Annotated in this window: 25 protein-coding genes; 22 read left to right on the top strand and 3 right to left on the bottom strand. The window is 54.6% G+C overall.

All coding sequences use genetic code 11. From position 1 onward, the window contains the following. The first annotated feature begins 5 nt into the window (after window positions 1-5). From rplF to bfr, 14 genes are all read left to right on the top strand, one after another. Window positions 6-539, top strand: a complete 534-nt coding sequence (gene rplF, locus EXW71_RS24625) for a 50S ribosomal protein L6 (protein ID WP_003194640.1) — start codon at window positions 6-8, stop codon at window positions 537-539. Window positions 540-549: 10 nt separating this feature from the next. Next, window positions 550-900 carry a 50S ribosomal protein L18 gene (gene rplR / locus EXW71_RS24630; RefSeq protein ID WP_003186037.1) on the top strand — a complete coding sequence of 117 codons (351 nt, stop codon included), beginning with the start codon at window positions 550-552 and terminating at the stop codon, window positions 898-900. Between the two features lie 3 nt (window positions 901-903). After that, window positions 904-1,404, top strand: a complete 501-nt coding sequence (gene rpsE / locus EXW71_RS24635; protein WP_003176409.1) for a 30S ribosomal protein S5 — start codon at window positions 904-906, stop codon at window positions 1,402-1,404. Between the two features lie 2 nt (window positions 1,405-1,406). Further along, window positions 1,407-1,583: a 50S ribosomal protein L30 gene (rpmD, locus tag EXW71_RS24640; protein WP_003176408.1), complete on the top strand. Its 177-nt coding sequence runs from the start codon at window positions 1,407-1,409 to the stop codon at window positions 1,581-1,583. 3 nt (window positions 1,584-1,586) lie between these two features. Next, complete coding sequence (gene rplO, locus EXW71_RS24645) at window positions 1,587-2,024, top strand: 50S ribosomal protein L15 (protein WP_003176407.1); 438 nt, start codon at window positions 1,587-1,589, stop codon at window positions 2,022-2,024. After that, window positions 2,025-3,353, top strand: coding sequence for a preprotein translocase subunit SecY (gene secY, locus EXW71_RS24650; RefSeq protein ID WP_016969470.1), 1,329 nt, complete (start codon window positions 2,025-2,027; stop codon window positions 3,351-3,353). A gap of 27 nt (window positions 3,354-3,380) precedes the next feature. Continuing rightward, window positions 3,381-3,497, top strand: coding sequence for a 50S ribosomal protein L36 (rpmJ, locus tag EXW71_RS24655; RefSeq protein ID WP_002555468.1), 117 nt, complete (start codon window positions 3,381-3,383; stop codon window positions 3,495-3,497). A 129-nt stretch (window positions 3,498-3,626) separates the two neighbouring features. Beyond that, window positions 3,627-3,983 carry a 30S ribosomal protein S13 gene (gene rpsM / locus EXW71_RS24660; RefSeq protein ID WP_003194635.1) on the top strand — a complete coding sequence of 119 codons (357 nt, stop codon included), beginning with the start codon at window positions 3,627-3,629 and terminating at the stop codon, window positions 3,981-3,983. Between the two features lie 30 nt (window positions 3,984-4,013). Next, window positions 4,014-4,403, top strand: a complete 390-nt coding sequence (gene rpsK, locus EXW71_RS24665) for a 30S ribosomal protein S11 (protein WP_002555466.1) — start codon at window positions 4,014-4,016, stop codon at window positions 4,401-4,403. 18 nt (window positions 4,404-4,421) lie between these two features. Beyond that, window positions 4,422-5,042 carry a 30S ribosomal protein S4 gene (gene rpsD, locus EXW71_RS24670; RefSeq protein ID WP_003176404.1) on the top strand — a complete coding sequence of 207 codons (621 nt, stop codon included), beginning with the start codon at window positions 4,422-4,424 and terminating at the stop codon, window positions 5,040-5,042. Window positions 5,043-5,064: 22 nt separating this feature from the next. Next, window positions 5,065-6,066: a DNA-directed RNA polymerase subunit alpha gene (rpoA, locus tag EXW71_RS24675; RefSeq protein ID WP_003176403.1), complete on the top strand. Its 1,002-nt coding sequence runs from the start codon at window positions 5,065-5,067 to the stop codon at window positions 6,064-6,066. Window positions 6,067-6,107: 41 nt separating this feature from the next. Then, window positions 6,108-6,494, top strand: a complete 387-nt coding sequence (rplQ, locus tag EXW71_RS24680; RefSeq protein ID WP_003176402.1) for a 50S ribosomal protein L17 — start codon at window positions 6,108-6,110, stop codon at window positions 6,492-6,494. Window positions 6,495-6,731: 237 nt separating this feature from the next. After that, window positions 6,732-8,180 (top strand): catalase, encoded by a 1,449-nt coding sequence (locus EXW71_RS24685; protein ID WP_123717351.1) that lies wholly within the window; start codon window positions 6,732-6,734, stop codon window positions 8,178-8,180. Between the two features lie 155 nt (window positions 8,181-8,335). Next, window positions 8,336-8,800: a bacterioferritin gene (gene bfr / locus EXW71_RS24690; protein WP_015886133.1), complete on the top strand. Its 465-nt coding sequence runs from the start codon at window positions 8,336-8,338 to the stop codon at window positions 8,798-8,800. A 66-nt stretch (window positions 8,801-8,866) separates the two neighbouring features. Here the strand turns inward: bfr and uvrA are convergent, their stop codons facing one another. Next, window positions 8,867-11,701, bottom strand: coding sequence for an excinuclease ABC subunit UvrA (gene uvrA, locus EXW71_RS24695; RefSeq protein WP_134660485.1), 2,835 nt, complete (start codon window positions 11,699-11,701; stop codon window positions 8,867-8,869). Window positions 11,702-11,879: 178 nt separating this feature from the next. Between uvrA and EXW71_RS24700 the strand changes: the two genes are divergently transcribed. From EXW71_RS24700 to EXW71_RS24725, 6 genes are all read left to right on the top strand, one after another. Further along, entirely contained in the window at window positions 11,880-13,274 is a 1,395-nt protein-coding gene (locus tag EXW71_RS24700; protein WP_071489835.1) for an MFS transporter, read from the top strand. A 9-nt stretch (window positions 13,275-13,283) separates the two neighbouring features. Further along, complete coding sequence (locus tag EXW71_RS24705) at window positions 13,284-13,799, top strand: single-stranded DNA-binding protein (protein WP_003232445.1); 516 nt, start codon at window positions 13,284-13,286, stop codon at window positions 13,797-13,799. 131 nt (window positions 13,800-13,930) lie between these two features. After that, entirely contained in the window at window positions 13,931-15,217 is a 1,287-nt protein-coding gene (locus EXW71_RS24710) for a site-specific integrase (protein WP_134660486.1), read from the top strand. Next, complete coding sequence (locus tag EXW71_RS24715; RefSeq protein ID WP_134660487.1) at window positions 15,210-16,772, top strand: site-specific integrase; 1,563 nt, start codon at window positions 15,210-15,212, stop codon at window positions 16,770-16,772. Before EXW71_RS24710 ends, EXW71_RS24715 begins: the two co-directional genes overlap by 8 nt. Continuing rightward, on the top strand, window positions 16,765-18,834 hold the full coding sequence (locus EXW71_RS24720) for an integrase (protein WP_134660488.1): 2,070 nt from the start codon (window positions 16,765-16,767) through the stop codon (window positions 18,832-18,834). Before EXW71_RS24715 ends, EXW71_RS24720 begins: the two co-directional genes overlap by 8 nt. After that, on the top strand, window positions 18,827-19,291 hold the full coding sequence (locus EXW71_RS24725; RefSeq protein ID WP_134660489.1) for a hypothetical protein: 465 nt from the start codon (window positions 18,827-18,829) through the stop codon (window positions 19,289-19,291). The genes EXW71_RS24720 and EXW71_RS24725 overlap by 8 nt, the downstream gene beginning before the upstream one ends. A gap of 1 nt (window position 19,292) precedes the next feature. Here EXW71_RS24725 and EXW71_RS24730 read toward each other — a convergent pair whose 3' ends face one another. Beyond that, entirely contained in the window at window positions 19,293-19,568 is a 276-nt protein-coding gene (locus EXW71_RS24730; RefSeq protein ID WP_134660490.1) for a helix-turn-helix domain-containing protein, read from the bottom strand. A gap of 526 nt (window positions 19,569-20,094) precedes the next feature. Between EXW71_RS24730 and EXW71_RS24735 the strand changes: the two genes are divergently transcribed. Together EXW71_RS24735 and EXW71_RS24740 are read left to right on the top strand one after the other, a co-directional pair. Continuing rightward, window positions 20,095-20,565, top strand: coding sequence for a hypothetical protein (locus EXW71_RS24735; RefSeq protein ID WP_134660491.1), 471 nt, complete (start codon window positions 20,095-20,097; stop codon window positions 20,563-20,565). Window positions 20,566-20,908: 343 nt separating this feature from the next. Then, window positions 20,909-22,024: a hypothetical protein gene (locus EXW71_RS24740; RefSeq protein WP_134660492.1), complete on the top strand. Its 1,116-nt coding sequence runs from the start codon at window positions 20,909-20,911 to the stop codon at window positions 22,022-22,024. Between the two features lie 244 nt (window positions 22,025-22,268). Here the strand turns inward: EXW71_RS24740 and EXW71_RS24745 are convergent, their stop codons facing one another. Next, on the bottom strand, window positions 22,269-23,054 hold the full coding sequence (locus EXW71_RS24745; RefSeq protein ID WP_134660493.1) for a hypothetical protein: 786 nt from the start codon (window positions 23,052-23,054) through the stop codon (window positions 22,269-22,271). Between the last annotated feature and the right edge of the window lie 408 nt (window positions 23,055-23,462).

The raw sequence follows: 23,462 nt of genomic DNA on the forward strand, positions 1-23,462 counted from the left end.
TAAGCATGTCTCGCGTCGCTAAGAACCCCGTTAAGCTGCCAGCCGGTGTCGAAGTCAAATTCGCAGGCCAACAGCTTTCGGTGAAGGGTGCCAAGGGTACTCTTGAACTGAACATCCATTCGTCCGTTGAGATCGTTGAAGAAGCTGGTGAGCTGCGTTTCGCTGCTCGCAATGGCGATCAACAAACTCGCGCAATGGCCGGTACCACGCGTGCGTTGGTAAACAACATGGTCCAAGGCGTAAGCCAAGGCTTCGAGCGTAAGCTCCAGCTGGTCGGTGTTGGTTACAAGGCGCAAGCAAAAGGCACGGTTTTGAACCTGGCCCTTGGCTTCTCGCACCCTGTGGATTACGAACTGCCAGCGGGCATCACTGCTGAGACTCCTAGCCAGACCGATATCCTGATCAAGGGCATCGACAAGCAGCTGGTAGGTCAAGTGGCCGCTGAGATCCGCGACTTCCGTCCACCAGAGCCGTACAAAGGCAAAGGTGTGCGCTACGCGGATGAAGTCGTCCGTCGTAAAGAAGCCAAGAAGAAGTAGGGCATAGCAAATGACCGACAAAAAAGTTACTCGACTGCGTCGCGCTCGCAAAGCACGCCTGAAAATGCACGAACTCGAAGTCGTGCGTCTCTGCGTGTTCCGCTCGTCGCAGCACATCTACGCCCAGGTCATCTCGGCCGACGGCAACAAAGTCCTGGCAAGCGCCTCGACTTTGGATAAAGAACTGCGTGATGGTGCCACCGGCAACATCGACGCGGCCACAAAGGTTGGCCAGCTGGTCGCTACGCGTGCTAAGGCCGCTGGCGTCTCGCAAGTGGCTTTCGACCGCTCTGGCTTCAAGTACCACGGCCGCGTTAAAGCGCTGGCTGATGCTGCTCGTGAAGCTGGGCTGGAGTTCTAAGTTATGTCAAATAACGACCAAAAGCGCGACGAAGGCTACATTGAGAAGCTGGTTCAAGTTAACCGCGTAGCCAAAACCGTTAAAGGCGGCCGTATCTTCACTTTCACCGCGTTGACCGTGGTAGGTGATGGTAAAGGGCGTGTTGGCTTCGGCCGTGGCAAGTCGCGTGAAGTGCCTGCTGCGATCCAGAAGGCAATGGAAGCTGCTCGTCGCAACATGATCCAAGTTGATCTGAACGGCACCACTCTGCAGTACGCAATGAAGTCCGCCCATGGCGCTTCGAAGGTGTACATGCAACCTGCTTCTGAAGGTACCGGTATCATCGCTGGCGGCGCTATGCGTGCTGTCCTCGAAGTTGCTGGCGTTCAGAACGTTCTGGCCAAGTGCTACGGCTCGACTAACCCAGTAAACGTGGTTCACGCCACTTTCAAAGGTTTGAAAGCTATGCAATCTCCTGAGTCCATCGCTGCCAAGCGTGGCCTGACTGTCAAGGAGATCTTCTGATCATGGCTACCGTTAAAGTAACGCTGATCAAAAGCATGACCGGCCGCATCCCTAACCACAAACTGTGCGTTAAAGGTCTGGGTCTGCGTCGCATCGGTCACACTGTAGAAGTCCAGGATACTCCCGAGAATCGCGGGATGATCAACAAGGCTTACTACATGCTGCGTGTAGAGGGTTAATCGATGAAACTCAATGATCTGAGTCCAGCGCCGGGTTCCCGTCGCGAAAAGCATCGTCCGGGCCGTGGTATCGGTAGCGGTTTGGGTAAGACTGGTGGCCGTGGCCACAAAGGTCAAACCTCCCGCTCCGGTGGCACCATCGCTCCAGGCTTTGAAGGCGGTCAACAGCCGCTGCATCGTCGCCTGCCTAAGTTCGGTTTCGTATCCCTGAAAGCCATGGACCGCGCAGAAGTGCGTCTGTCTGAGCTGGCTAAAGTGGAAGGCGACATCGTTACTGTGCAGACCCTGAAAGATGCCAACGTGATCAACGTCAACGTACAGCGTGTGAAAATCATGCTGTCCGGTGAAGTGACTCGCGCTGTCACTATCGGCAAGGGAATCGGCGCCACCAAAGGTGCGCGTTCGGCTATCGAAGCAGCTGGCGGCAAGTTCGAGGAATAAATGGCTAAGCAAGGTGCTCTCTCTGCGCTCGGCAAAGGCGGTATGTCTGAACTTTGGGCACGTCTGCGTTTTCTGTTCCTGGCGATTATCGTCTACCGAATAGGCGCACACATCCCGGTTCCAGGTATCAACCCGGACCGACTCGCAGACCTGTTTCGACAGAATGAGGGGACCATTCTTAGCTTGTTCAACATGTTTTCCGGCGGCGCGCTGGAGCGGATGAGCATCTTTGCATTGGGGATCATGCCGTACATTTCGGCATCGATCATCATGCAACTGATGACCGCCGTCAGCCCGCAGCTGGAGCAGTTGAAGAAGGAAGGTGAAGCTGGCCGTCGCAAGATCAGCCAGTACACCCGCTACGGCACTGTCGTCCTCGCCCTGGTTCAAGCTATCGGCATGTCCGTTGGCTTGGCAGGGCAGGGCGTTGCGTTCACTGGTGACTTTGGCTTCTATTTCGTCGCGGTATCCACTTTTGTGGCTGGTGCGATGTTCATGATGTGGCTGGGTGAGCAGATTACTGAGCGTGGTGTTGGTAACGGTATCTCGATGTTGATTTTCGCAGGTATCGTCGCCGGTCTTCCGAGGGCAATAGGGCAGTCTTTCGAGTCTGCTCGTCAGGGTGATATCAATATCTTCGCCTTGGTTGCCATCGGTTTGCTGGCAGTAGCGATTATCGGTTTTGTGGTGTTCATTGAGCGTGGCCAGCGTCGTATCGCTGTTCACTACGCCAAGCGTCAGCAGGGCCGTAAGGTCTTTGCTGCGCAGACCAGCCACTTGCCGCTGAAAGTGAATATGGCCGGTGTTATCCCGGCAATTTTCGCGAGCAGCATTTTGCTGTTTCCGGCTTCGTTGGGTACCTGGTTTGGTCAGTCTGAAAATATGGGCTGGCTGCAGGACCTCTCTCAGTCGATCGCTCCTGGTCAGCCGTTGAATATTCTGCTGTTTAGTGCAGGGATTATTTTCTTCTGCTTCTTCTATACGGCGTTGATGTTCAATCCGAAAGACGTAGCGGAAAACCTGAAGAAGTCCGGTGCCTTTATTCCGGGTATCCGTCCAGGTGAGCAGTCGGCACGCTATATTGATGGCGTTTTGACTCGTTTGACTCTGTTCGGTGCTCTATATATGACGGCCGTGTGCCTGTTGCCCCAGTTCCTGGTGGTTGCAGCAAACGTTCCGTTCTACCTTGGCGGGACCTCGTTGCTGATCGTGGTCGTGGTTGTGATGGACTTCATGTCCCAAGTACAATCGCACCTCGTTTCGCACCAGTACGAATCCCTGATGAAGAAAGCCAACCTGAAGGGTTACGGCAGCGGCATGTTGCGCTGAGTACCCATAAGGTTCGAGGAGTTGGTGATGAAAGTTCGTGCATCGGTGAAAAAGCTGTGCCGTAACTGCAAGATTATTCGCCGCGAAGGTGTTGTTCGAGTAATTTGCAGCGCGGAACCGCGTCACAAACAGCGCCAAGGCTGAGTGTGATCCGCTTGAAGCCCGGCAGCTAGTGCGCTGCCGGGTTGATTATTTGTTATTACAGCGATATTATCTCGCGCCCTATTTCTTGGCTTCCGGGGCGTAGGTAGCTGTCAATTGGAGTCCCACTGAATGGCCCGTATTGCAGGCGTTAACATTCCAGATAACAAGCACACTGTTATCTCGCTGACCTACATCTATGGTGTTGGTCGCACTACTGCGCAGAAAATTTGCGCAGTTGCTGGGGTAAACCCAGCCGCTAAGATCAAGGATCTGAGCGACGAGCAGATTGAACAGCTGCGTGGCGAAGTGGCGAAGTTCACCACTGAAGGTGACCTGCGTCGCGAAATCAACATGAAAATCAAGCGTTTGATGGACCTCGGTTGCTATCGCGGTCTGCGTCATCGTCGTGGTCTTCCAGTACGCGGTCAGCGTACCAAGACTAACGCGCGTACCCGTAAAGGTCCGCGTAAGCCGATCCGCAAGTAATCGCCCCAGCGAATCGACAGGAAAATTATCATGGCAAAACCTGCTGCTCGTCCTCGTAAAAAAGTTAAAAAGACAGTGGTTGATGGCATCGCCCACATCCATGCTTCTTTTAACAACACCATCGTGACCATCACCGACCGTCAAGGTAACGCGCTTTCTTGGGCTACCTCTGGTGGTTCGGGTTTCCGCGGTTCCCGCAAGTCCACTCCGTTCGCTGCTCAAGTAGCCGCTGAACGTGCTGGTCAAGCTGCGCTGGAATATGGCCTGAAAAACCTCGACGTTAACGTCAAGGGTCCAGGTCCAGGTCGTGAGTCTGCTGTCCGTGCTTTGAACGGCTGTGGCTATAAGATCGCCAGCATCACCGACGTGACGCCAATCCCGCACAACGGGTGCCGTCCGCCGAAGAAGCGCCGCGTGTAATCCAGGAGATTGTAAAGAATGGCTCGTTACATTGGTCCAAAATGCAAACTCGCTCGTCGCGAGGGCACCGATCTCTTCCTGAAGAGCGGCGTGCGCGCGATCGAATCGAAGTGCAACATTGAAGCAGCACCTGGTATCCACGGCCAGCGCCGCGGTCGCCAGTCCGATTACGGCACCCAACTGCGTGAAAAGCAGAAGGTCCGTCGTATCTACGGCGTTCTCGAGCGTCAGTTCAGCGGCTACTACAAAGAAGCTGCTGGCAAGAAAGGTGCAACCGGTGAAAACCTGCTGCAACTGCTCGAATGCCGTCTGGACAACGTTGTATATCGTATGGGCTTTGGTTCGACTCGTGCCGAATCCCGTCAGCTGGTATCGCACAAGTCGATCAGCGTTAACGGTCAGACCGTAAACGTTCCGTCCTACCAGGTTCGTGCTGGTGACGTGGTCGCAGTTCGCGAGAAAGCAAAAAACCAACTTCGCATTGTCCAAGCTCTCGATCTGTGTGCCCAACGTGGCCGCGTAGAATGGGTAGAAGTAGACACTGAGAAGAAGTCGGGCGTTTTCAAGAACGTTCCTGCTCGCAGTGATCTGTCCGCCGACATCAACGAAAGCCTGATTGTCGAGCTCTACTCCAAGTAAGGGCTAGAAAATAGGTGCATCCATGCAGATTTCGGTAAATGAGTTCCTGACACCCCGCCACATTGATGTGCAGGTTGTCAGTCCAACCCGCGCCAAGATCACTCTCGAGCCTCTCGAGCGTGGTTTTGGCCACACCCTGGGCAACGCGCTGCGCCGCATCCTGTTGTCCTCAATGCCCGGCTGTGCAGTAGTCGAGGCCGAGATTGACGGTGTGCTCCACGAGTACAGCGCCATCGAAGGTGTACAGGAAGACGTAATTGAAATCCTGTTGAACCTTAAAGGTCTGGCTATCAAGCTGCACGGCCGTGACGAAGTTACGCTGACCTTGTCGAAGAAGGGTTCGGGGGTGGTTACCGCTGCCGATATTCAGCTGGATCATGATGTCGAGATCGTTAACCCCGATCACGTAATCGCTAACCTGGCGTCTAACGGCGCCCTGAACATGAAGCTCACCGTAGCTCGTGGTCGTGGTTATGAACCGGCCGACTCGCGTCAGAGCGATGAAGATGAAAGCCGCAGCATTGGTCGCTTGCAGCTTGACTCTTCGTTCAGCCCGGTTCGCCGTATCGCATACGTGGTGGAAAACGCCCGTGTCGAGCAGCGTACCAACCTGGACAAGCTGGTTATTGATCTGGAAACCAACGGTACTCTGGATCCTGAAGAGGCTATCCGCCGCGCTGCAACCATTCTGCAACAGCAGTTGGCTGCGTTCGTCGACCTCAAAGGTGACAGCGAACCAGTGGTAATCGAGCAGGAAGACGAGATCGATCCGATCCTGCTTCGCCCGGTTGACGATCTGGAACTGACTGTACGTTCGGCTAACTGCCTTAAGGCGGAAAACATTTACTACATCGGCGACCTGATTCAGCGTACCGAAGTAGAACTGTTGAAGACTCCGAACCTGGGCAAGAAATCCTTGACTGAAATCAAGGACGTTCTGGCCTCCCGCGGTCTGTCCCTCGGCATGCGCCTCGACAACTGGCCGCCTGCAAGTCTTAAGAAGGACGACAAGGCGACTGCCTGATCGTCGTAATCACCGAACGTGAGTTTGGTAAGGAATGAACCATGCGTCATCGTAAAAGTGGTCGTCACCTGAGCCGTACCAGCTCGCACCGCAAGGCCATGTTCCAAAACATGGCGGTGTCGCTGTTCGAGCACGAGCTGATCAAAACTACACTGCCGAAAGCTAAAGAACTGCGTCGCGTTGCTGAGCCGCTGATCACTTTGGCCAAGACAGACAGCCTGGCTAACCGCCGTCTGGCTTTCGACCGTACTCGTTCGAAAGCTATCGTTGGTAAGCTCTTCAACGACCTGGGCAAGCGTTACGCTACCCGTGAGGGTGGCTACCTGCGCATCCTCAAGTGCGGTTTCCGCGCTGGCGACAACGCGCCTATGGCGTACGTCGAGTTGGTTGATCGTGCTACTGCCGGCGAAGCTGTAAGCGCCGAGTAAGACGACAAGCTGTAACGAAGAACCGGGCTTAGTGCCCGGTTTTTTGTGCGCGTAATAAAAGCGCATGCGTACAAGCCTCCACGCGTTGTGCTTGGCACTATGAGGTCTAGGCAGGTTGGTAGATATTCTCTATCGACGCCTACAATTTAATGAATTTGTAGACGTCATATTGATGATCAATACTTCCTCCAAGCCGATTAGCCGGCAGTTCCAAGTCCGACCTGAGGAAAATTGAGCATGAGCCAGAACAAAATCCTTACTACCGCCAGCGGCGCACCCGTTGCGGATAACCAGAATTCCCGCTCCGCCGGTCCGCGCGGTCCGTTGCTGCTCGACGATTTTCATCTGATTGAGAAGCTCGCTCACTTCAACCGTGAAAACATTCCTGAGCGTCGTGTGCATGCCAAGGGCTCGGGCGCTTATGGCACCTTCACCGTCACCCAAGACATCACGCAATACACCAGCGCCAAACTGTTTGAGTCCATCGGCAAGCAAACCCCGACCTTCCTGCGGTTTTCCACTGTAGGCGGTGAGCGCGGTTCGGCTGACACCGAGCGTGACCCACGTGGGTTCGCCTTGAAGTTCTACACCGAAGAAGGCAACTGGGACATCGTGGGTAACAACACCCCTGTGTTCTTCATTCGCGATCCATTGAAGTTCCCGGACTTCATCCATACCCAGAAGCGTCTGCCGCAAAGCAACCTGAAAAGCGCGCAAATGATGTGGGACTTCTGGTCGCACTCCCCTGAGGCGCTGCACCAGGTCACCATTCTGTTTTCGGACCGTGGCATCCCCGACGGCTACCGTCATATGCACGGCTTCGGCAGTCACACCTACAGCCTGATCAACGCCAAGGGCGAGCGTCACTGGGTCAAGTGGCACTACAAGACCAAGCAAGGCATCAAGAACCTGGCGCCGGCCGAAGCTGCACGCTTGGCCGGTACCGACCCTGATTACGCCCAGCGCGATTTGTTTAGTGCGATCGAGCGCGGTGATTTCCCGAAATGGCGCGTCTGCATCCAGATCATGACTGAGGCTCAGGCCAACGCTCATTACGAGAACCCTTTCGATGTGACCAAGACCTGGTCGCAGAAAGAGTTCCCGTTGATCGAAGTCGGCGAGCTGGAATTGAACCGCAACCCGCAGAACTACTTCGCTGAAGTCGAACAGGCTGCATTCGGCCCAAGCAACATGGTTCCTGGCGTAGGTCTGTCGCCAGACCGCATGCTGCAAGGTCGTGTGTTCGCGTACGCCGATGCCCACCGCTATCGCGTCGGCACCAACCACCAGCAACTGCCAGTGAATGCCCCGCGCAGCCCAGTCAACAGCTACCAGCGCGATGGCTCGATGGCATTTGGCAGCAACGGTGGCGCGGCGCCCAACTACGAGCCGAACAGCTACGCGGATGCACCGAAACAAGCACCTCAGTACGCTGAGCCGGCGTTGGCCTTGAGCGGTGCCGCTGACCGTTACGATCACCGTGAAGACACCGACTACTACAGCCACGCGGGTGCGCTGTTCCGCCTGATGAACGATGAGCAGAAAGCATTGCTCACCAGCAACATCGCCGGTGCGATGGGTGGCGTTTCCAGCGATGTGGTCCAGCGTCAACTGCAGCACTTCTATAAGGCAGATCCTGCTTATGGAGAAGCAATCGCAAAGGCGTTGGGTGTATCGCTTAACTGACTCTAAACGATAAGCAGAACCGCCCTCATTTGGGCGGTTTTTGCGTTATTTCAGCCACTTTTCTCAGATAATCTTCACTTTTCTGCCGTTAGTCTCGTGACCTTCGAGTCATCATGGTTCAAACTACAGACTTTCAAGCAGGGAGATGTAGGGCGATGCAAGGTCACCCCGACGTAATCGATTACCTCAACACGTTGCTGACGGGCGAACTGGCAGCTCGTGACCAATATTTCATCCATTCGCGCATGTACGAAGACTGGGGCTTTACCGAGCTCTATGAGCGTATCAACCACGAAATGGAAGAAGAGGCACAGCACGCCGACGCACTGATGCGCCGTATCCTGATGCTCGAAGGCACGCCGCGTATGCGTCCCGACGATCTGGATGTGGGGACCACGGTACCTGACATGCTCGCCGCCGACCTTCGTCTCGAATACAAGGTCCGTGCTGCGCTCTGCAAAGGCATCGAACTCTGCGAGCAGCACAACGACTATGTCACTCGGGAAATCCTGCGAGTGCAATTGAACGACACCGAAGAAGATCACACCTACTGGCTCGAAAAGCAGCTTGGGTTGATCAAGCTGGTCGGTCTGGAAAACTACCTGCAATCGCAGTTCTGATTCCCGGCTATAAAAAAGCCCCTGTCACCGCGAGGTGACAGGGGCTTTTTATCAGGCTTGAAAAAGTCAGGCCCGGTCGCGTTCCAACAAAGGTTTCAAGTAGTAACCAGTGTGTGACTGCGGCATTTCTGAGACCTGCTCCGGCGTGCCCACGGCGATGATCTGGCCGCCCTTGGAGCCGCCTTCCGGCCCCAGGTCCACCAGCCAATCCGCGGTCTTGATCACGTCAAGGTTGTGCTCGATCACCACCACAGTGTTGCCGTGGTCCCGCAGGCGGTGCAACACGTCGAGCAGTTGTTGGATATCCGCAAAGTGCAGACCCGTGGTCGGCTCATCGAGGATATACAGGGTTTTGCCCGTATCGCGCTTGGACAGCTCGCGAGACAGCTTCACCCGCTGTGCTTCACCACCGGACAACGTGGTCGCCGATTGCCCCAGCTTGATGTACGACAGGCCCACATCCATCAGCGTCTGAAGCTTGCGTGCCAATGCAGGAACCGCGTCAAAGAACTCCCGCGCCTCCTCGATGGTCATCTCCAGGGTTTCATGAATGCTCTTGCCCTTGTACTTGATCTCCAGGGTTTCACGGTTATAGCGCTTGCTCTTGCACACGTCGCACGGCACGTAGATGTCCGGCAGGAAGTGCATCTCTACCTTGATCAAGCCATCGCCCTGGCACGCCTCACAGCGCCCGCCCTTGACGTTGAACGAGAACCGTCCAGGCCCGTAGCCGCGTGAGCGGGATTCCGGAACGCCCGCAAACAGCTCGCGAATGGGGGTGAACAAGCCAGTATAGGTCGCCGGGTTGGAACGCGGCGTGCGGCCAATCGGGCTTTGGTCGATATCGACCACCTTGTCGAGGTGCTCGAGGCCTTTGATGCTGTCGTGGGCAGCCGCCTCCAGTGTGGTCGCACCATTCAGGGCGGTGGCGCTCAATGGGAACAGCGTATTGTTGATCAGGGTCGATTTACCCGAGCCGGACACACCGGTCACGCAGGTCAGCAGGCCCAGCGGAATTTCCAGGTCGACGTTGCGCAAGTTGTTGCCACGCGCGCCCTTGAGGTGCAGCGCCAGCTTCTTGTTGCGCGGCGTGCGTTTGGCCGGCACTTCGATCTTCACGCGGCCCGACAGGTACTTGCCGGTCAACGAATCTGGATGAGCCATGACTTCGGCAGGCGTGCCCTCGGCGACAATATGTCCACCATGCACACCTGCGCCCGGGCCAATGTCGACGACGTAATCCGCCAGGCGGATCGCGTCTTCATCGTGCTCGACCACAATCACCGTGTTGCCGATATCCCGCAGGTGTTTCAGCGTGCCCAGCAGGCGATCGTTGTCGCGCTGGTGCAAACCAATCGACGGTTCATCGAGGATGTACAGCACGCCCACCAGTCCGGCACCAATCTGGCTGGCCAGGCGAATCCGCTGGGCTTCACCGCCAGACAAGGTATCGGCACTGCGATCCAGCGACAGGTAATCCAGACCAACGTTGACCAGGAACTGCAAGCGCTCGCGAATTTCCTTGAGGATCTTGTCGGCAATTTCCCCGCGACGCCCCGTCAGCTTAAGCACGGCAAAGTACTCGCAAGCGTCACCGATCGGCAGGTTGGTCACCGCCGGCAGGGTTTTCTCACCGACCCACACATGCCGCGCCTCACGACGCAGGCGAGTGCCGCGGCAATCCGGGCAAGGCTGAGTACTGAGGTATTTCGCCAACTCTTCGCGCACGCTGGCCGACTCGGTCTCGCGATAACGACGCTCCAGGTTCGGCACGATGCCTTCGAACGGGTGAGAGCGTTTGACGATATCGCCCCTGTCGTTCAGGTACTTGAAGTCGACGTTCTGCGAGCCGCTGCCGTGAAGGATGACTTTCTGCTGCTCGGCCGGCAGTTGGTTGAACGGTACTTCCAGGCTGAATTTATAGTGCGACGCCAACGACCCCAGCATCTGGAAGTAATAGACGTTGCGCCTGTCCCAGCCGCGTATCGCGCCTTCCGCCAGGGTCAGCTCGCCGTTGACCAGGCGCTTGATATCGAAGAACTGCTTCACCCCCAGGCCATCACAGGTTGGGCAGGCGCCAGCTGGGTTGTTGAAGGAAAACAGCTTGGGTTCCAGCTCGCTGATGGCATGACCGCAGATCGGGCAGGCGAAGCGCGCAGAAAAGATGATCTCTTCGCCCGGCTCGTCATCCATCGGCGCCACCAGGGCAATGCCATCCGCCAGCTTCAATGCCGTCTCGAACGATTCCGCCAAGCGCTGCTGCAGATCCGCCCGTACCTTGAAGCGGTCGACCACTAGATCAATGGAGTGCTTCTTCTGTTTGTCGAGCTTCGGCGCTTCGTCCAGCTCATACAGCTTGCCGTTGATGCGTGCGCGCACGAAACCTTGGGCCCGCAGCTCCTCGAAGACGGAAAGGTGTTCACCCTTGCGCTCGCGAATCACTGGCGCCAGCAGCATCAGCTTCGCGCCTTCCGGCTGGGCCAATACCAGGTCGACCATCTGGCTGACGGTCTGGGCTTCCAGGGGGATATCGTGGTCCGGGCAACGCGGAATACCCACCCGCGCGTAAAGCAGGCGCAGGTAGTCGTAGATTTCGGTGATGGTGCCCACGGTGGAACGCGGGTTGTGGGAGGTCGACTTCTGCTCGATGGAGATCGCCGGCGACAGGCCTTCAATGGTGTCGACGTCGGGCTTTTCCATCATGGACAGGAACTGCCGGGCATAGGCCGACAGCGATTCCACATAACGCCGCTGGCCTTCGGCATACAGCGTGTCGAACGCCAGGGACGATTTGCCGGACCCGGACAAGCCGGTGATGACGATCAGTTTGTCCCGCGGCAGGGTCAGGTCGATGTTCTTCAGGTTGTGGGTTCTAGCCCCACGAATCAGGATCTTGTCCAAGATGGCCTCGCACGGCGGGCGTAAATAATGCCGGAGTATACGGCTAAAGACTGGATGAATATACACTGTCAAAAAGCCGCTTGCAGCTTTAGATGAAAGCTGCGCGGCAAAGCGCCGCATATACCCTCTCAATCGATGGGACTGGTAGAATCGCCGCCGGTTCACACGAGGTTTTTCCATGCACGATCCCCACAGCGAACGCATGAGTAGCGGCGAGACCCGAGCGGCAAGCGGTCTGGCCCTGGTGTTCGCCTTCCGTATGCTTGGCATGTTTATGGTGTTGCCGGTGCTGGCGACCTATGGAATGGATCTCGCAGGAGCGACCCCCGCCTTGATCGGCCTGGCAATCGGCGCCTATGGCCTGACCCAGGCGATTTTTCAGATTCCATTCGGGATTATTTCCGACCGCATTGGCCGTCGCCCGGTGATTTACCTCGGGCTGATCGTGTTCGCCCTCGGCAGTGTGCTCGCGGCCCAGTCCGATTCCATCTGGGGCGTCATCGCCGGACGGATCCTGCAAGGCGCCGGGGCCATTTCCGCTGCTGTTATGGCGTTGCTTTCGGACCTGACCCGCGAACAGCATCGCACCAAGGCGATGGCCATGATCGGCATGACGATCGGGCTGTCATTCGCGGTGGCCATGGTGGTCGGCCCGCTGCTGACGCGCGCGTTTGGCCTGCATGGGCTGTTCCTCGCCACCGGCGGCATGGCGTTGTTCGGGATCGTGATCGTGGCGTTCATGGTGCCGCGTTCCACCGGTACATTGCAGCACCGTGAGTCCGGCGTCGCGCGCAAGGCGCTGCTACCGACGCTCAAGCACCCGGACCTGTTGCGCCTCGATTTAGGTATCTTCGTATTACACGCCATGCTGATGTGCAGCTTCGTCGCGTTGCCCCTCGCCTTGGTCGAAAAAGCTGGCCTGCCCAAGGAGCAGCACTGGTGGGTCTACCTCACAGCGTTGCTGATTTCGTTCTTCGCCATGATCCCGTTCATCATTTATGGCGAGAAGAAACGCAAAATGAAACGAGTTCTACTCGGCGCCGTCGCGACGCTGATGCTCACTGAGCTATTCTTCTGGCAGTTCGGCGACAGCCTGCGGGCGCTGGTGATCGGCACGGTCGTGTTCTTCACCGCGTTCAATCTGCTGGAGGCCTCGTTGCCTTCGTTGATCAGTAAAGTTTCACCGGCGGGTGGCAAGGGCACGGCGATGGGGGTGTATTCCACCAGTCAGTTCCTCGGTTCTGCGCTGGGCGGCATCATGGGTGGCTGGATGTTCCAGCATGGCGGTTTGTCGGTTGTGTTCCTTGGATGCGCAGGTCTGGCTGCCCTCTGGCTGGCCTTTGCTGTTACCATGCGCGAACCTCCCTATGTGACGAGCCTGCGTTTGCCGTTATCGCCAGAAGCGATCCGCGAAGCCGGTCTGGTTGAGCGCCTCAAGGCCGTCACAGGGGTTACCGATGCCGTGGTTGTTGCTGAAGAAGCCGCCATCTACATCAAATTGGACACCGAATTATTGGATCGCGCGACGCTCGAGCAGTTGGTCAACCCAGTGCCGACAGCGCGCCCAGCCTAGGAGAACGTTATGGCCCGTGGGGTTAACAAAGTCATATTGGTCGGTACATGCGGCCAGGATCCCGAAGTTCGCTACCTGCCCAACGGTAACGCTGTGACCAACCTGAGTCTGGCGACCAGCGAACAGTGGACCGACAAGCAGACCGGCCAGAAGGTCGAGAAAACCGAATGGCACCGTGTGTCGATGTTTGGCAAAGTCGCCGAGATCGCTGGTGAGTACCTGCGCAAAGGCTCGCAGGTCTACATCGAAGGCAAACTGCAAACCCGCGAGTGGGAAAAAGACGGCATCAAGCGTTACACCACTGAAATCGTGGTCGATATGCAAGGCACCATGCAACTGCTGGGCGGCCGTCCACAGGGTGACCAGCAGGGCCAGGGCGGTATGTCCAACTCGGCTCCGCGCCCACAACAGTCCCGTCCGCAGCCAAGCCAGCAGCCACAGCGTGAGTCGCGCCCGGCGCCACAACAGGCCGCTCCGCAACCGGCTCCGGATTTCGACAGCTTTGATGACGATATCCCGTTCTGAAACCCAGCTTTTTCAGAACTGTAAATAATAGAAGCGAAGCCATTGATTTGGCTTCGCTTTTTTATTGTTTACAGACTTTTGTGGAGTAAGAGCTACATTTGTTAAGCGTTACCTCTCGAAGGTGTAAACAAATGGCTCTCAATTCCTACGCGGTAAAGACGCTCTTGTTGACGTCCGGTGAGCGCTTGCCGGTGCTCATTGCGCTGGCCACGGGTGCTCCCCTATTCGAGCCATCGGTTTACGTGCTCAGCGAGATTCGAGCTACCAACAGAGCAAGCAATACGATTGACCAGGTCTTGCGGTCGATCATGGTACTGCAGCTATTCCTCGACTCGAGTGGGATTGATATTGAACATCGGATCCGGCAGGGCGGAGTTTTTCGTCTGAGCGAGCTCGACGAACTTGCCCGGCACTGCAGGCGGCCTGTCGCTGATCAACTGAAGCGCAATTCACTTCCTCCTTTCCAGAAATCCGTTCGTAGAACCTCTGTGGAAAGTGTGCGCCTTATTCAACGACAACCTGCACCAGTTGAGGTGGCGGGCCATACCGCAGCTAACCGTATTCGGGTCATTCGCGACTATCTTGACTGGCTGGTGAGATACCACATGGCTCGCTATCACTTGGGGGCAACTGAGGGAGAGCGGCTTTGGAGTGAATGGGCGTCATGCAAAGAAGCGCTGAACGCGCGGCTGCCGCGTCATAAAGGCCGGAATACCATCGGGCAGCGTGAAGGGCTTCGGCCAGAGGTTGCAGAGCGACTTCTCAATGTTACGTCGCCAACATCGCCGGAGAACCCCTGGAAAGGGCAAAGCACATGCGCTCGAAACGCTCTCCTGGTCCGCTGGTTCTATGAGCTTGGCCTGCGCCGTGGCGAAGTTTTGAACATAAAGATTCCCGACATTAACTTTCAGTCGGAGGAGCTGACGGTCGTCAGGCGAGCAGACGATCCAGAGGATCCTCGAAAAGACCAGCCACTGGTCAAAACTCGCGATCGAAAGATTCCGTTATCCCCAGGCCTCTGCAAGCTGACGCGAGAATACATAACGACCACACGCCGAGTCACTGAGGGCGCAAGACGTCACCCATTCCTGTTCATCGCCATGGGCACAGGGGCGCCTCTGTCGCTCAGTGCCGTGAATGCGATCTTCGCGGAACTTCGCAATGCCTTTAATGGCGAGTTCGATGCTGTAACTCCGCATGTTCTTCGCCACACTTGGAATGACCGTTTCTCGGAGGTAATGGACAAGGCGAAGGTCTCCGAAGCTGAGGAAGAGCGCATGCGTTCATTCTTGATGGGGTGGGCACCGACCTCAAAGACCTCTGTGAATTACACCCGTCGACATGTCCGACTGAAAGCTCAGCAGGTGTCCTTGGCGATGCAAGCTAAGCAAGTAGAAGGTGTGTCAAGTGATGACTGAACACCGAGCGATTACGTGTCAATCGTCGATTCGTTTAAGCCTCCCGACCAAAGTGAGAACGCTCAGCGGAGCAGTTTTCGATCCAGATGCCAAACGTTGGACGTTCCATGATGGCCTCCAGCCAATCAATGTGAATTTCGAAAGGCTGAGCGGTTGTGCGACAGATGAGTTGATCGCGGCAGCGAAATTTCCCTTGATTTGGTATGCCGAAAACGCCCAGGCAGTAACTACTGTCAACCTGTTTGACAATTTGAGGCGATTACTTTTATCGGTATCGGCTGCACAGGGTCAGCCCGTCGGCATCATTGATGCGTCACAGCTCGCCACCTATCGAGCTTCTCTGACATGGGAAACCGAGTGGAAGCTGGGGGGCTTAAGCGCTTTTTTCAAGAAGTGGGAGAGTCTAGGCGTCCCGGGCGTAACGAAGGCTGCAGTGCGCTTGCTGAAAAGCGTTCGCCTCAAAGGAAACCGTAAGGGGGTTGCAGTCCTGACGATGGACCCGCTTATGGGGCCGCTTACTGACATCGAGCGCTCAGCCACGCAAGCAGCGCTTAACCATGCCTTTGCTGCCGGGACGGTTGCACTGGATGACTATCTTCTGGCCTGGCTTTGTTTGCTCTTGGGGCAGCGAAACATCCAGTTCGCATTGTTGAAGGTATGCGATGTCAGGGAAATTGCGAAGGATGATGGAGCTACTGAGTACGTGCTCCGCGTGCCTCGGGTTAAACAGGGGAGTGCTGCGGGGCGACGGGAACAGTTCAAGGAGCGGCTGATCACCCCCAATATTGGGAAAATGCTCATGGACTACGCGAGTAGTGTTCGCGCACGATTCGGGGGCGACGATACGTTCTCTATTGGCCCATCGCAAGCGCCTCTGTTTCCTCAAAAAAGGACGACTAAGAAGGCTCGTCCGGGCTTTCATCATCACATGTCACCAGAGGGTATCGGCAAGAGAGTCAAATCGGTATTCGAAGCTCTACAGGTATATTCGGAGCGCACTGGTGAACCCCTCAAGGTTACTAGTAAACGGCTCCGGCAAACGATGGCTACGTCCGCGGCGAGAGAGGGGCATGGCGAACTCATCATCGCTGAATTGCTCGACCATAGCGATACTCAGAATGTCGGCATCTATGTAAAAGCCACGCCGGAAATTATCGAGCGGATCGATCGTGCCCTGGCGCTTCGAATGGCCCCGCTTGCGCATGCTTTTGCCGGTGTCGTCATTGGCAGCGAGTCAGTGGCGATCCGTGGCGATGACCCAAAGAGTCGCATTGTGGACCCCCGCTTCGACGAAACGATGAAGCCGATGGGAAACTGTGGTCGCGACGGACCGTGTGCTTTTATGGCTCCTATCGCGTGCTACACCTGTAAATACTTCCAGGCCTGGGTGGATGGTCCTCATGAAGCGGTGTTGGACTACCTGCTGGTCGAGCGTGGCCGTCTGATCGCACAGGTGGATGTGCGCATCGCGACAGTGAATGACCGAACAATTCTTGCCGTTGCCGAGGTGGTCCAGCTCGCTCGAGAGAGGCGTGGGGTAACAGAGAATGCCTGACAGCGTAGTGGTGTTCACTCCTAGGGCAGAGCGGGATGCTACGGAAAACCTGGGAGAGTTTATCGAAATGAGTCGGTCTCAACTGGCGATTTTCGGTGCTGAGCTTTGCTTTGACGAAATGGTCTGGGACGTCACCGATACTGCGCAGTTGAAAGGGCATGGGAGTAAGCGGGTCCGCATCTATTTCTCTACTCAAGAAACAGTAGACAATATTCAGCCAACTCAGATGGCTGAGCCGTTTGTCTCTTTTGCAAAGGCTTACATCCGCTACATGCAGGGAGTGCGGCCGACGAAAAACCCCTCCATTCGCCTCACTGCGCTTCGAGCCCTCGATGCAGCGCATCGGATGAGTGGTCGCGTCGACCCAGTGATGATGGATGGCGACACCTTCAATAGAGCGGCGCGACTTATCGCCGAGCGGTTCTCAGGATCTACCGCCTATCGAGCGGGTTCTCAGCTTGAATTGATTGCGAAGTTCATGTCCGAGCACCGTCTGACAGTAGTTCCTCTCTCGTGGCGTAGCCCTATTAAACGCCCATTAGACTCAATTCGCGTCGGCCCAGAGTTTCACAAGCGTCGTAGCGAAAAAATGCCATCGCAAGCCGCTTTGGAAGCGCTTCCCAAGGCCTTTTACCTTGCGACTGAGGCTAATGACGTTCTGTTTTCTTCGATCGCCGCGATTCTGTGCTCTGCGCCTGATCGTATCAATGAGGTGTTACTGCTTGCCGAGAACTGTGAGGTCCATGACAAAACGGCTGGCGGCAGAGATGCCTACGGACTGCGGTGGCAACCGGCTAAGGGGGCTGATCCAATGGTTAAATGGATCATTCCCTCGATGGCCAAGGTTGTCGCTGAGGCAATCGCGAAAATCAGGATTATGACGAAAGGCGCTCGCCGCATCGCTCAATGGTACGAGTTAAACCCCGAAAGGCTTTATTTACCTCAGGATCTGGAGCATCTGAGGAGCCAAGAGCTCCTGACAATGGATGAAGTTAAACAAGTCATTTTGTTGGAGGAAGGAGCGACGTCGTTTGCGAGGCTATGGTGCACTGCCAATAACGTGCTCTTGGTCAAAAATGGACGCACAGTATGCGCGCGATTTGTTGATGTGGAAAAGGCAGCAATAGCGCAACTTCCACGTGGGTTCCCGCTGTTAAATTCGGAGATGGGTCTTAGGTTTTCGGAGGCGCTCATTGTCGTTCGGCGTAATGAACTGCACTCAAAAAGAGGAACCTTTGGATGCGTCATTGAACCGGTCAACACCAACCAGGTTAATGGCGCGCTCGGGGCGAAAGTTCAGCATGGTGGTGGTTCGATCTTTGAGCGCTTTGGTTTTACTGAGCCGGATGGTAGCCCGATTCGAGTAACTACTCATCAGTTCCGTCATTACCTGAATACCTTGGCCCAGGCAGGGGGAATGAGTCAGTTGGACATCGCGAAGTGGTCGGGGCGCGTGGATGTCCGTCAGAACGAGGTTTATGACCATGTAAGCGCCGATCAAATGGTGGCGAAGATCCGCGCGTCCATTGGTGACGAATCCCATATGTTCGGTCCGCTGGCAAATTTGCCGAAGAATATCCCTATTTCACGAGATGAGTTTGCACGGCTTAAAATTCCTACAGCTCATACGACTGACATTGGTTTTTGTATCCATGACTACACGATGACGCCCTGTGACCGGCATGCCGACTGCATCAACTGTAGCGAGCATGTATGCGTGAAAGGCGATGAAGGTAAGACAATGAGGGTGAGGCATCGGTTAGAAGATGCGAAGGAACTGCTTACACGTGCTGAAGAGGCAACGGCACAGGGTTATTACGGCGCTGACCGCTGGATGGAACACCACAAGAAGACGGTGCTGCGACTAACCCAACTTACAGAAATTTTCGATAATCCCGCAGTCGCGATTGGCTCTGTTATTCAGTTAGCGGATGTTCCGATCATTTCTTCGACGGGAGTGGAGCAAGCGCTAGAGGACCGAGCCGCATTGGATGGTTATTCGACACTAAAGCAGTTGGCGCCGGCTGACGCTAGCCGAATAAAGCGGGGCAAGCATGGCTAAAAGGCGAGCAAGAAATCTTGATGATCATGCCATCGAACGCATTGTCGGTGTGTTGGATGGGTGGTCAGGCAAGCTTTCTTGGGATCTGCTCATTGAGGCGATTGAGAAGCGCCTAGGTGTGCGTTACACGCGTCAGGCACTCGACAAGCACGCCCGGATTAAATCGGCATACCAGTCTACTAAGACGCGTCTTAGCAAGGCGCCTGGTTCGGAGCTCCATCAAAAATTATCTACTGTAGAGGTTGGAGCGCTTACAGAGCGTCTTAAGCGCTTGGAGGCCGAGAACGCTCGCCTGAAAGTGGAGAACGAAAGTTTGCTCGAGCAATTCGTCACGTGGGCCTACAACGCATATTTGAAAGGGATGACGAAAGAGTATCTGAGCACGCCCCTTCCTCGAGTGGATAGAGAACTGACTAAACTTGCCCGCACAAAGAGTTTCGCAGGCGATGAGGGTTAAGTCAGAGGCTTCCAAGTTCTTTCTGGACGCGCTCGAACAGTTGCTCGATGGTCATTGATCTGTCGCGGAGTAAGTAACTGTGGACAAGGATCGACACGGGGTGCACCTCCATGACAGATGCAATCTCGTCGAGTTTGTCGATCGTTGGGCTCTTGAGGCCCCTTTCTAGCGTGCTGAGATAGGTTCGACTGCTTACGTTTGAAAAATCCTCCTGAGTCAATCCTTTGTGGGTTCTCATCTGTTTTAGAGCTTGGCCGAAGGCCTTTTTCAGTTCCATTTCGCCAATCTCGCAAAAGGAACGATAAGGCCTTGATGAGCTCTTTAGAGCTACAATCTATAGTGTTCATTGGCCGGAGCTAAGGTATGTTCAGAACACATTTACAGGCTGAGGTGAAGGGAGCCCTTGCGTTCGGTGATGGCCTGCAGGTCTGGCGCTATGTGGAGCAAGCTATCCAATGTCCTTGGCTTTATGTGTGCTGTGCAGAGGCGTATGGGGAGGAAACCCTTCATAGCATGCTGCTGATCGCAGACATCTCGTTGTTCGAAGGGTTGTTGGCCCAGCAGACCGATGGCTGCGCGTGGAGCGTGTGCTGCTCGTTAGCCCAAGGCATCTAAATCGGAGCTCTGATTGGCTGATGGAGGGGCTCATAGAACTATGTGAGGCGATTGGCCCCTTGTGCCAGCACGTGGCCTATGTATACACGTTGGAGGGCGGAGGCACCTATTAGGATGGATATGCACAGAATCAGCATCCTACGACTCTTCGAGTAATTTATTCTCGGAAGTGACTTTGCGAGATGGCTATGGATTTAAACCAAAAAAATGAGGCGTCGTTCCTTCAGTTGATTGATACCGTTTGCTCGCGGCGCCCGCGGCAGATTTCTGAAAAGGCTCTAGCCGACTTTGCAAAGCAAGTCTGGTATGGAGAGCTGGATCTGGTTCCTCTACTTAGGGAGCACTTGGTGCAGGTTGGCGTCGTAGATGAGTCAAGGCGGCGCCTGCTCTATGTTGTCGATCGACTGACCTGCTACCCCTGCATGCTGCGTTCGAAGGCCGCTCAACTTAGGGAGTTGTTGAAGGAATGGGCTGAACTGAGGCTTGCTCAACCAACTCCTTATGCTTCCGAGCTAGCTTCCCGGCACCTGCTGGATAAGAAGGCTTTTGAATGGGGCCTAGAAGAGGACATAACACCGCAGATGAAATTGGTGCTGAAGTATCAGACTCGGCATTACGCGGCATCTCTGGGGAGGGTGACTGGATATTCTGAGCCATAATTTCCTCACCCAATCTTTTCCATTGCCGCTTACGACGTTCTGATCCTATGTGTGGTCATGGTCCCGGCTATGTGAATAGCCCCGGACTTTCTAAACTCCTTGCAAGCTCTAGGTCGCGCCGATCGTCAACGCGAGCGCCGACTCCATCGAATAGAAGTGGGGGGCGGAGTATTGGTGTTATTTTGCTATTATGGATATGAGCGCGACGTGAGGTTAATCGACTTTCCTGATCCACTAATGTTGGACTGCTCCCTCTGAGCAAAAACTAATTTGGCTGAACGAGCGATGATCCAGGATGAGTAGCTTCAAAGGTAAACGACTACCAGCAATCACGGACTCCACGATGTTCGAAAAGTTTGCCCTGGACCTCTGGAGGGCTCAGCATCCGGACTCAAAATCAACGTTGTATGGCAGAAATGGACAGGGGCAAAATGGTGTAGATGTCGTAGTGAGAACTGGCGACCGGCTGATTTGTCTGCAATGCAAGGCCGTAGGAACGTTAGATCAGAAAACCATTGAAGCGGAAGTGGAACGAGCAAAGAGCTTCACGCCTGATATTAGCGATCTAGTGGTCGTGACTACCGCACCTCACGATGCAAAGCTCGTGAGTTGCGCTGAAACGCTTACACGGCAACATAAGCAGTCGAATTTGTTCTCAGTTTCCTATCATGGTTGGGACGACCTGCTGCGTATTCTTGAAGATTATCAATGGGTTGCTCGCAAGCATTTCCCTGAGTTTTACAGTACAGCTGAAAGGGCTCCTGCGGCGCCACTTCCTGCTCTCCGCATGCCGATTGACCGCGATTTGAACATTTTGCTCACTGACGAGGAGCTCGCCTTATTTTGCTCTGAGGTGAGCTGGGAGCTTAAGAATAATCCCGACGCTTTACTTGCTGTTGATCACGTCGACGAGCGGCATGCAATTTCAATGATTGCCGAAATTGAATCTGTTGAAACTCTAGATACCGAGGCCCGAAAGACACGGTCCGCCTTTCGAGAGTATCTTGCCTATTTATCGCCGAAAATACGAAGAGCGGAAATCGCCGCTCGCCTTCTTCTTACTGATGACGTATTGCGGGCACCTTGGCTCCTCGGTGGTTGTTGGCCTGAGACAGCCGTAGTAATGAGGCGGCTTATGCCTGAGGTCATTGCTGGATCAATTTCGCACCCGGATCGGCTACCACTCAAAATCGGTGTTCCTGCTCATCCTAAAATGGTGGGTTATATTGATATTGAGGTTGAAGATAAGTCAGCCTTCAAAAATCAGTGCAAGTCATATGATCCCCACTACTTCATTGGGGGCGTAATCGATTTAGGTGCGACCCTTGGATTGAAGTACGCGTTGCCGGCTGGTATTGCGGCACTCGTGCGATATTCTACGGTACATGGCGTAACCGTTGAGCAGCTTCAGAGTGATAACACGAATAATATATATTTCTGGGGGCTGTACGCGGCGTGAATTTGCGGCAGAACCTGCTGGGAAAGCAAGAGCCATTCAATAAATTTCTTTCGTACTTGTTTGGTAGATATTGGCAGCCATTGCTTGATCCTGGATGCTCTGATGATGAGCCTAGTGTAACACTTGCTGTTGTGCCGTACAGTGATATAGCTACCATCCCGAAAGAAGGTAGCCTTTTTTATTTTATCGCGGATTAGTTCGTGCTTGTGGACTGGTAGTGAAAGTGTTGTCAGTTGTGCGAGAGTTATTGGGTTTTTATGAATTGATAGGCTAATTTCTTGAAGTTTTCTAGAGCGCTTGTGAACTCAGCACGATATAATGTATCTGCTTGCTCTCCGAAAGCGCTTACGTAAGGGTTTTCCTTAAAGCTCTCGACGTTATACATACCAATCCAAGTGTATGATCCCCACTGCCGTTTTCGATAAACTTCCATGACAAGCCGCATGGCGTTGACAAGATCGTCTTGTAAGAAAGCAATTCGATCCTCAGGAGAGCGTGTGGGTGAATCGTGACTCCAGCCGCCGGAATTAAAGCCCCTACTCCCGTATGATATCTCTTGAATTCCTTTGCTTGTGATCACGTCTGTTTTCGGAAAATTATCGTTCCACATAGCATTTATTATCTCGCTAAGCTTAGCGCTGAATTCTCTCTTAATTGTCCGCGCTTTTTCGGGGTCGTAATACTGACTCCGTACTGGCGTACCTTTTCTTTGATGGGCAATGCGCTCGGCATCGTCACGCCACTTCCTAAGCATCACGGCAGTGTAGTAGAGGGCATTCTGACTATGGTCAACTTCGTAATGACAGGTATTGCAAAGAGGTATGCAGTTGTCTAGTGAATCATAGTTTTCGATTATAGCGTGGCGAGGACCGTTAACTTTAGCTGATATGATGTGTGCGCCTTCAACAATGCTTGCATGCGAAGTATCTCCTTGGGTCGGGCCTAGCAAGTAAATGTTGCAAGTAGGGTTTGGACATATGCCTCCGCATCTTAGAATTGCAGTAGTCCTTGTTTGAGTATCAAATGCCATGCCTATTTCCTTTTGCAGTGGTGGCTTATTCTAAATGCCTTGGCTAAGGGGTTCAATAACGCCCGGGGTTCTAGTAGTGTCATTAATTTTTATGAGAGTGGTTTTTATTTTCAAATTTCAACTTGCTCAGAAATACATCAGATACGGAGCTAAGCACTGTGGACGAGCGTTGCCCACTGATTGAAGCCTGTTCGGTGCCTAGTCAGATACGGTGGGGCTCCTATGGGGAGCCCGCTTGCTTGTTCAGACACGGTTTCCATGTAGACACCATTGCTTTGGAGTGTGATCCTCCCAAAGCCGTAGGTTGAGGCGCCGCCTGATCAACTGTGCATGCTGGAGTGCAATCAGGTAATTCGAAGTGGTGTGCTGGGACATGGCCAGCGATTGGTACTGGATGACGCAATGAGT

The sequence above is a fragment of the Pseudomonas sp. BCA17 genome (assembly GCF_004519405.1).
Lineage (GTDB): Bacteria > Pseudomonadota > Gammaproteobacteria > Pseudomonadales > Pseudomonadaceae > Aquipseudomonas.

Excerpts from the sequence above, each read along its gene's own strand:
- rplF (WP_003194640.1), top strand. The coding sequence starts at position 6 with ATGTCTCGCGTCGCTAAGAACCCCGTTAAGCTGCCAGCCGGTGTCGAA.
- rplR (WP_003186037.1), top strand. The coding sequence starts at position 550 with ATGACCGACAAAAAAGTTACTCGACTGCGTCGCGCTCGCAAAGCACGC.
- rpsE (WP_003176409.1), top strand. The coding sequence starts at position 904 with ATGTCAAATAACGACCAAAAGCGCGACGAAGGCTACATTGAGAAGCTG.
- rpmD (WP_003176408.1), top strand. The coding sequence starts at position 1,407 with ATGGCTACCGTTAAAGTAACGCTGATCAAAAGCATGACCGGCCGCATC.
- rplO (WP_003176407.1), top strand. The coding sequence starts at position 1,587 with ATGAAACTCAATGATCTGAGTCCAGCGCCGGGTTCCCGTCGCGAAAAG.
- secY (WP_016969470.1), top strand. The coding sequence starts at position 2,025 with ATGGCTAAGCAAGGTGCTCTCTCTGCGCTCGGCAAAGGCGGTATGTCT.
- rpmJ (WP_002555468.1), top strand. The coding sequence starts at position 3,381 with ATGAAAGTTCGTGCATCGGTGAAAAAGCTGTGCCGTAACTGCAAGATT.
- rpsM (WP_003194635.1), top strand. The coding sequence starts at position 3,627 with ATGGCCCGTATTGCAGGCGTTAACATTCCAGATAACAAGCACACTGTT.
- rpsK (WP_002555466.1), top strand. The coding sequence starts at position 4,014 with ATGGCAAAACCTGCTGCTCGTCCTCGTAAAAAAGTTAAAAAGACAGTG.
- rpsD (WP_003176404.1), top strand. The coding sequence starts at position 4,422 with ATGGCTCGTTACATTGGTCCAAAATGCAAACTCGCTCGTCGCGAGGGC.
- rpoA (WP_003176403.1), top strand. The coding sequence starts at position 5,065 with ATGCAGATTTCGGTAAATGAGTTCCTGACACCCCGCCACATTGATGTG.
- rplQ (WP_003176402.1), top strand. The coding sequence starts at position 6,108 with ATGCGTCATCGTAAAAGTGGTCGTCACCTGAGCCGTACCAGCTCGCAC.
- EXW71_RS24685 (WP_123717351.1), top strand. The coding sequence starts at position 6,732 with ATGAGCCAGAACAAAATCCTTACTACCGCCAGCGGCGCACCCGTTGCG.
- bfr (WP_015886133.1), top strand. The coding sequence starts at position 8,336 with ATGCAAGGTCACCCCGACGTAATCGATTACCTCAACACGTTGCTGACG.
- EXW71_RS24700 (WP_071489835.1), top strand. The coding sequence starts at position 11,880 with ATGCACGATCCCCACAGCGAACGCATGAGTAGCGGCGAGACCCGAGCG.
- EXW71_RS24705 (WP_003232445.1), top strand. The coding sequence starts at position 13,284 with ATGGCCCGTGGGGTTAACAAAGTCATATTGGTCGGTACATGCGGCCAG.
- EXW71_RS24710 (WP_134660486.1), top strand. The coding sequence starts at position 13,931 with ATGGCTCTCAATTCCTACGCGGTAAAGACGCTCTTGTTGACGTCCGGT.
- EXW71_RS24715 (WP_134660487.1), top strand. The coding sequence starts at position 15,210 with ATGACTGAACACCGAGCGATTACGTGTCAATCGTCGATTCGTTTAAGC.
- EXW71_RS24720 (WP_134660488.1), top strand. The coding sequence starts at position 16,765 with ATGCCTGACAGCGTAGTGGTGTTCACTCCTAGGGCAGAGCGGGATGCT.
- EXW71_RS24725 (WP_134660489.1), top strand. The coding sequence starts at position 18,827 with ATGGCTAAAAGGCGAGCAAGAAATCTTGATGATCATGCCATCGAACGC.
- EXW71_RS24730 (WP_134660490.1), bottom strand. The coding sequence starts at position 19,568 with ATGGAACTGAAAAAGGCCTTCGGCCAAGCTCTAAAACAGATGAGAACC.
- EXW71_RS24735 (WP_134660491.1), top strand. The coding sequence starts at position 20,095 with ATGGATTTAAACCAAAAAAATGAGGCGTCGTTCCTTCAGTTGATTGAT.
- EXW71_RS24740 (WP_134660492.1), top strand. The coding sequence starts at position 20,909 with ATGTTCGAAAAGTTTGCCCTGGACCTCTGGAGGGCTCAGCATCCGGAC.
- EXW71_RS24745 (WP_134660493.1), bottom strand. The coding sequence starts at position 23,054 with ATGGCATTTGATACTCAAACAAGGACTACTGCAATTCTAAGATGCGGA.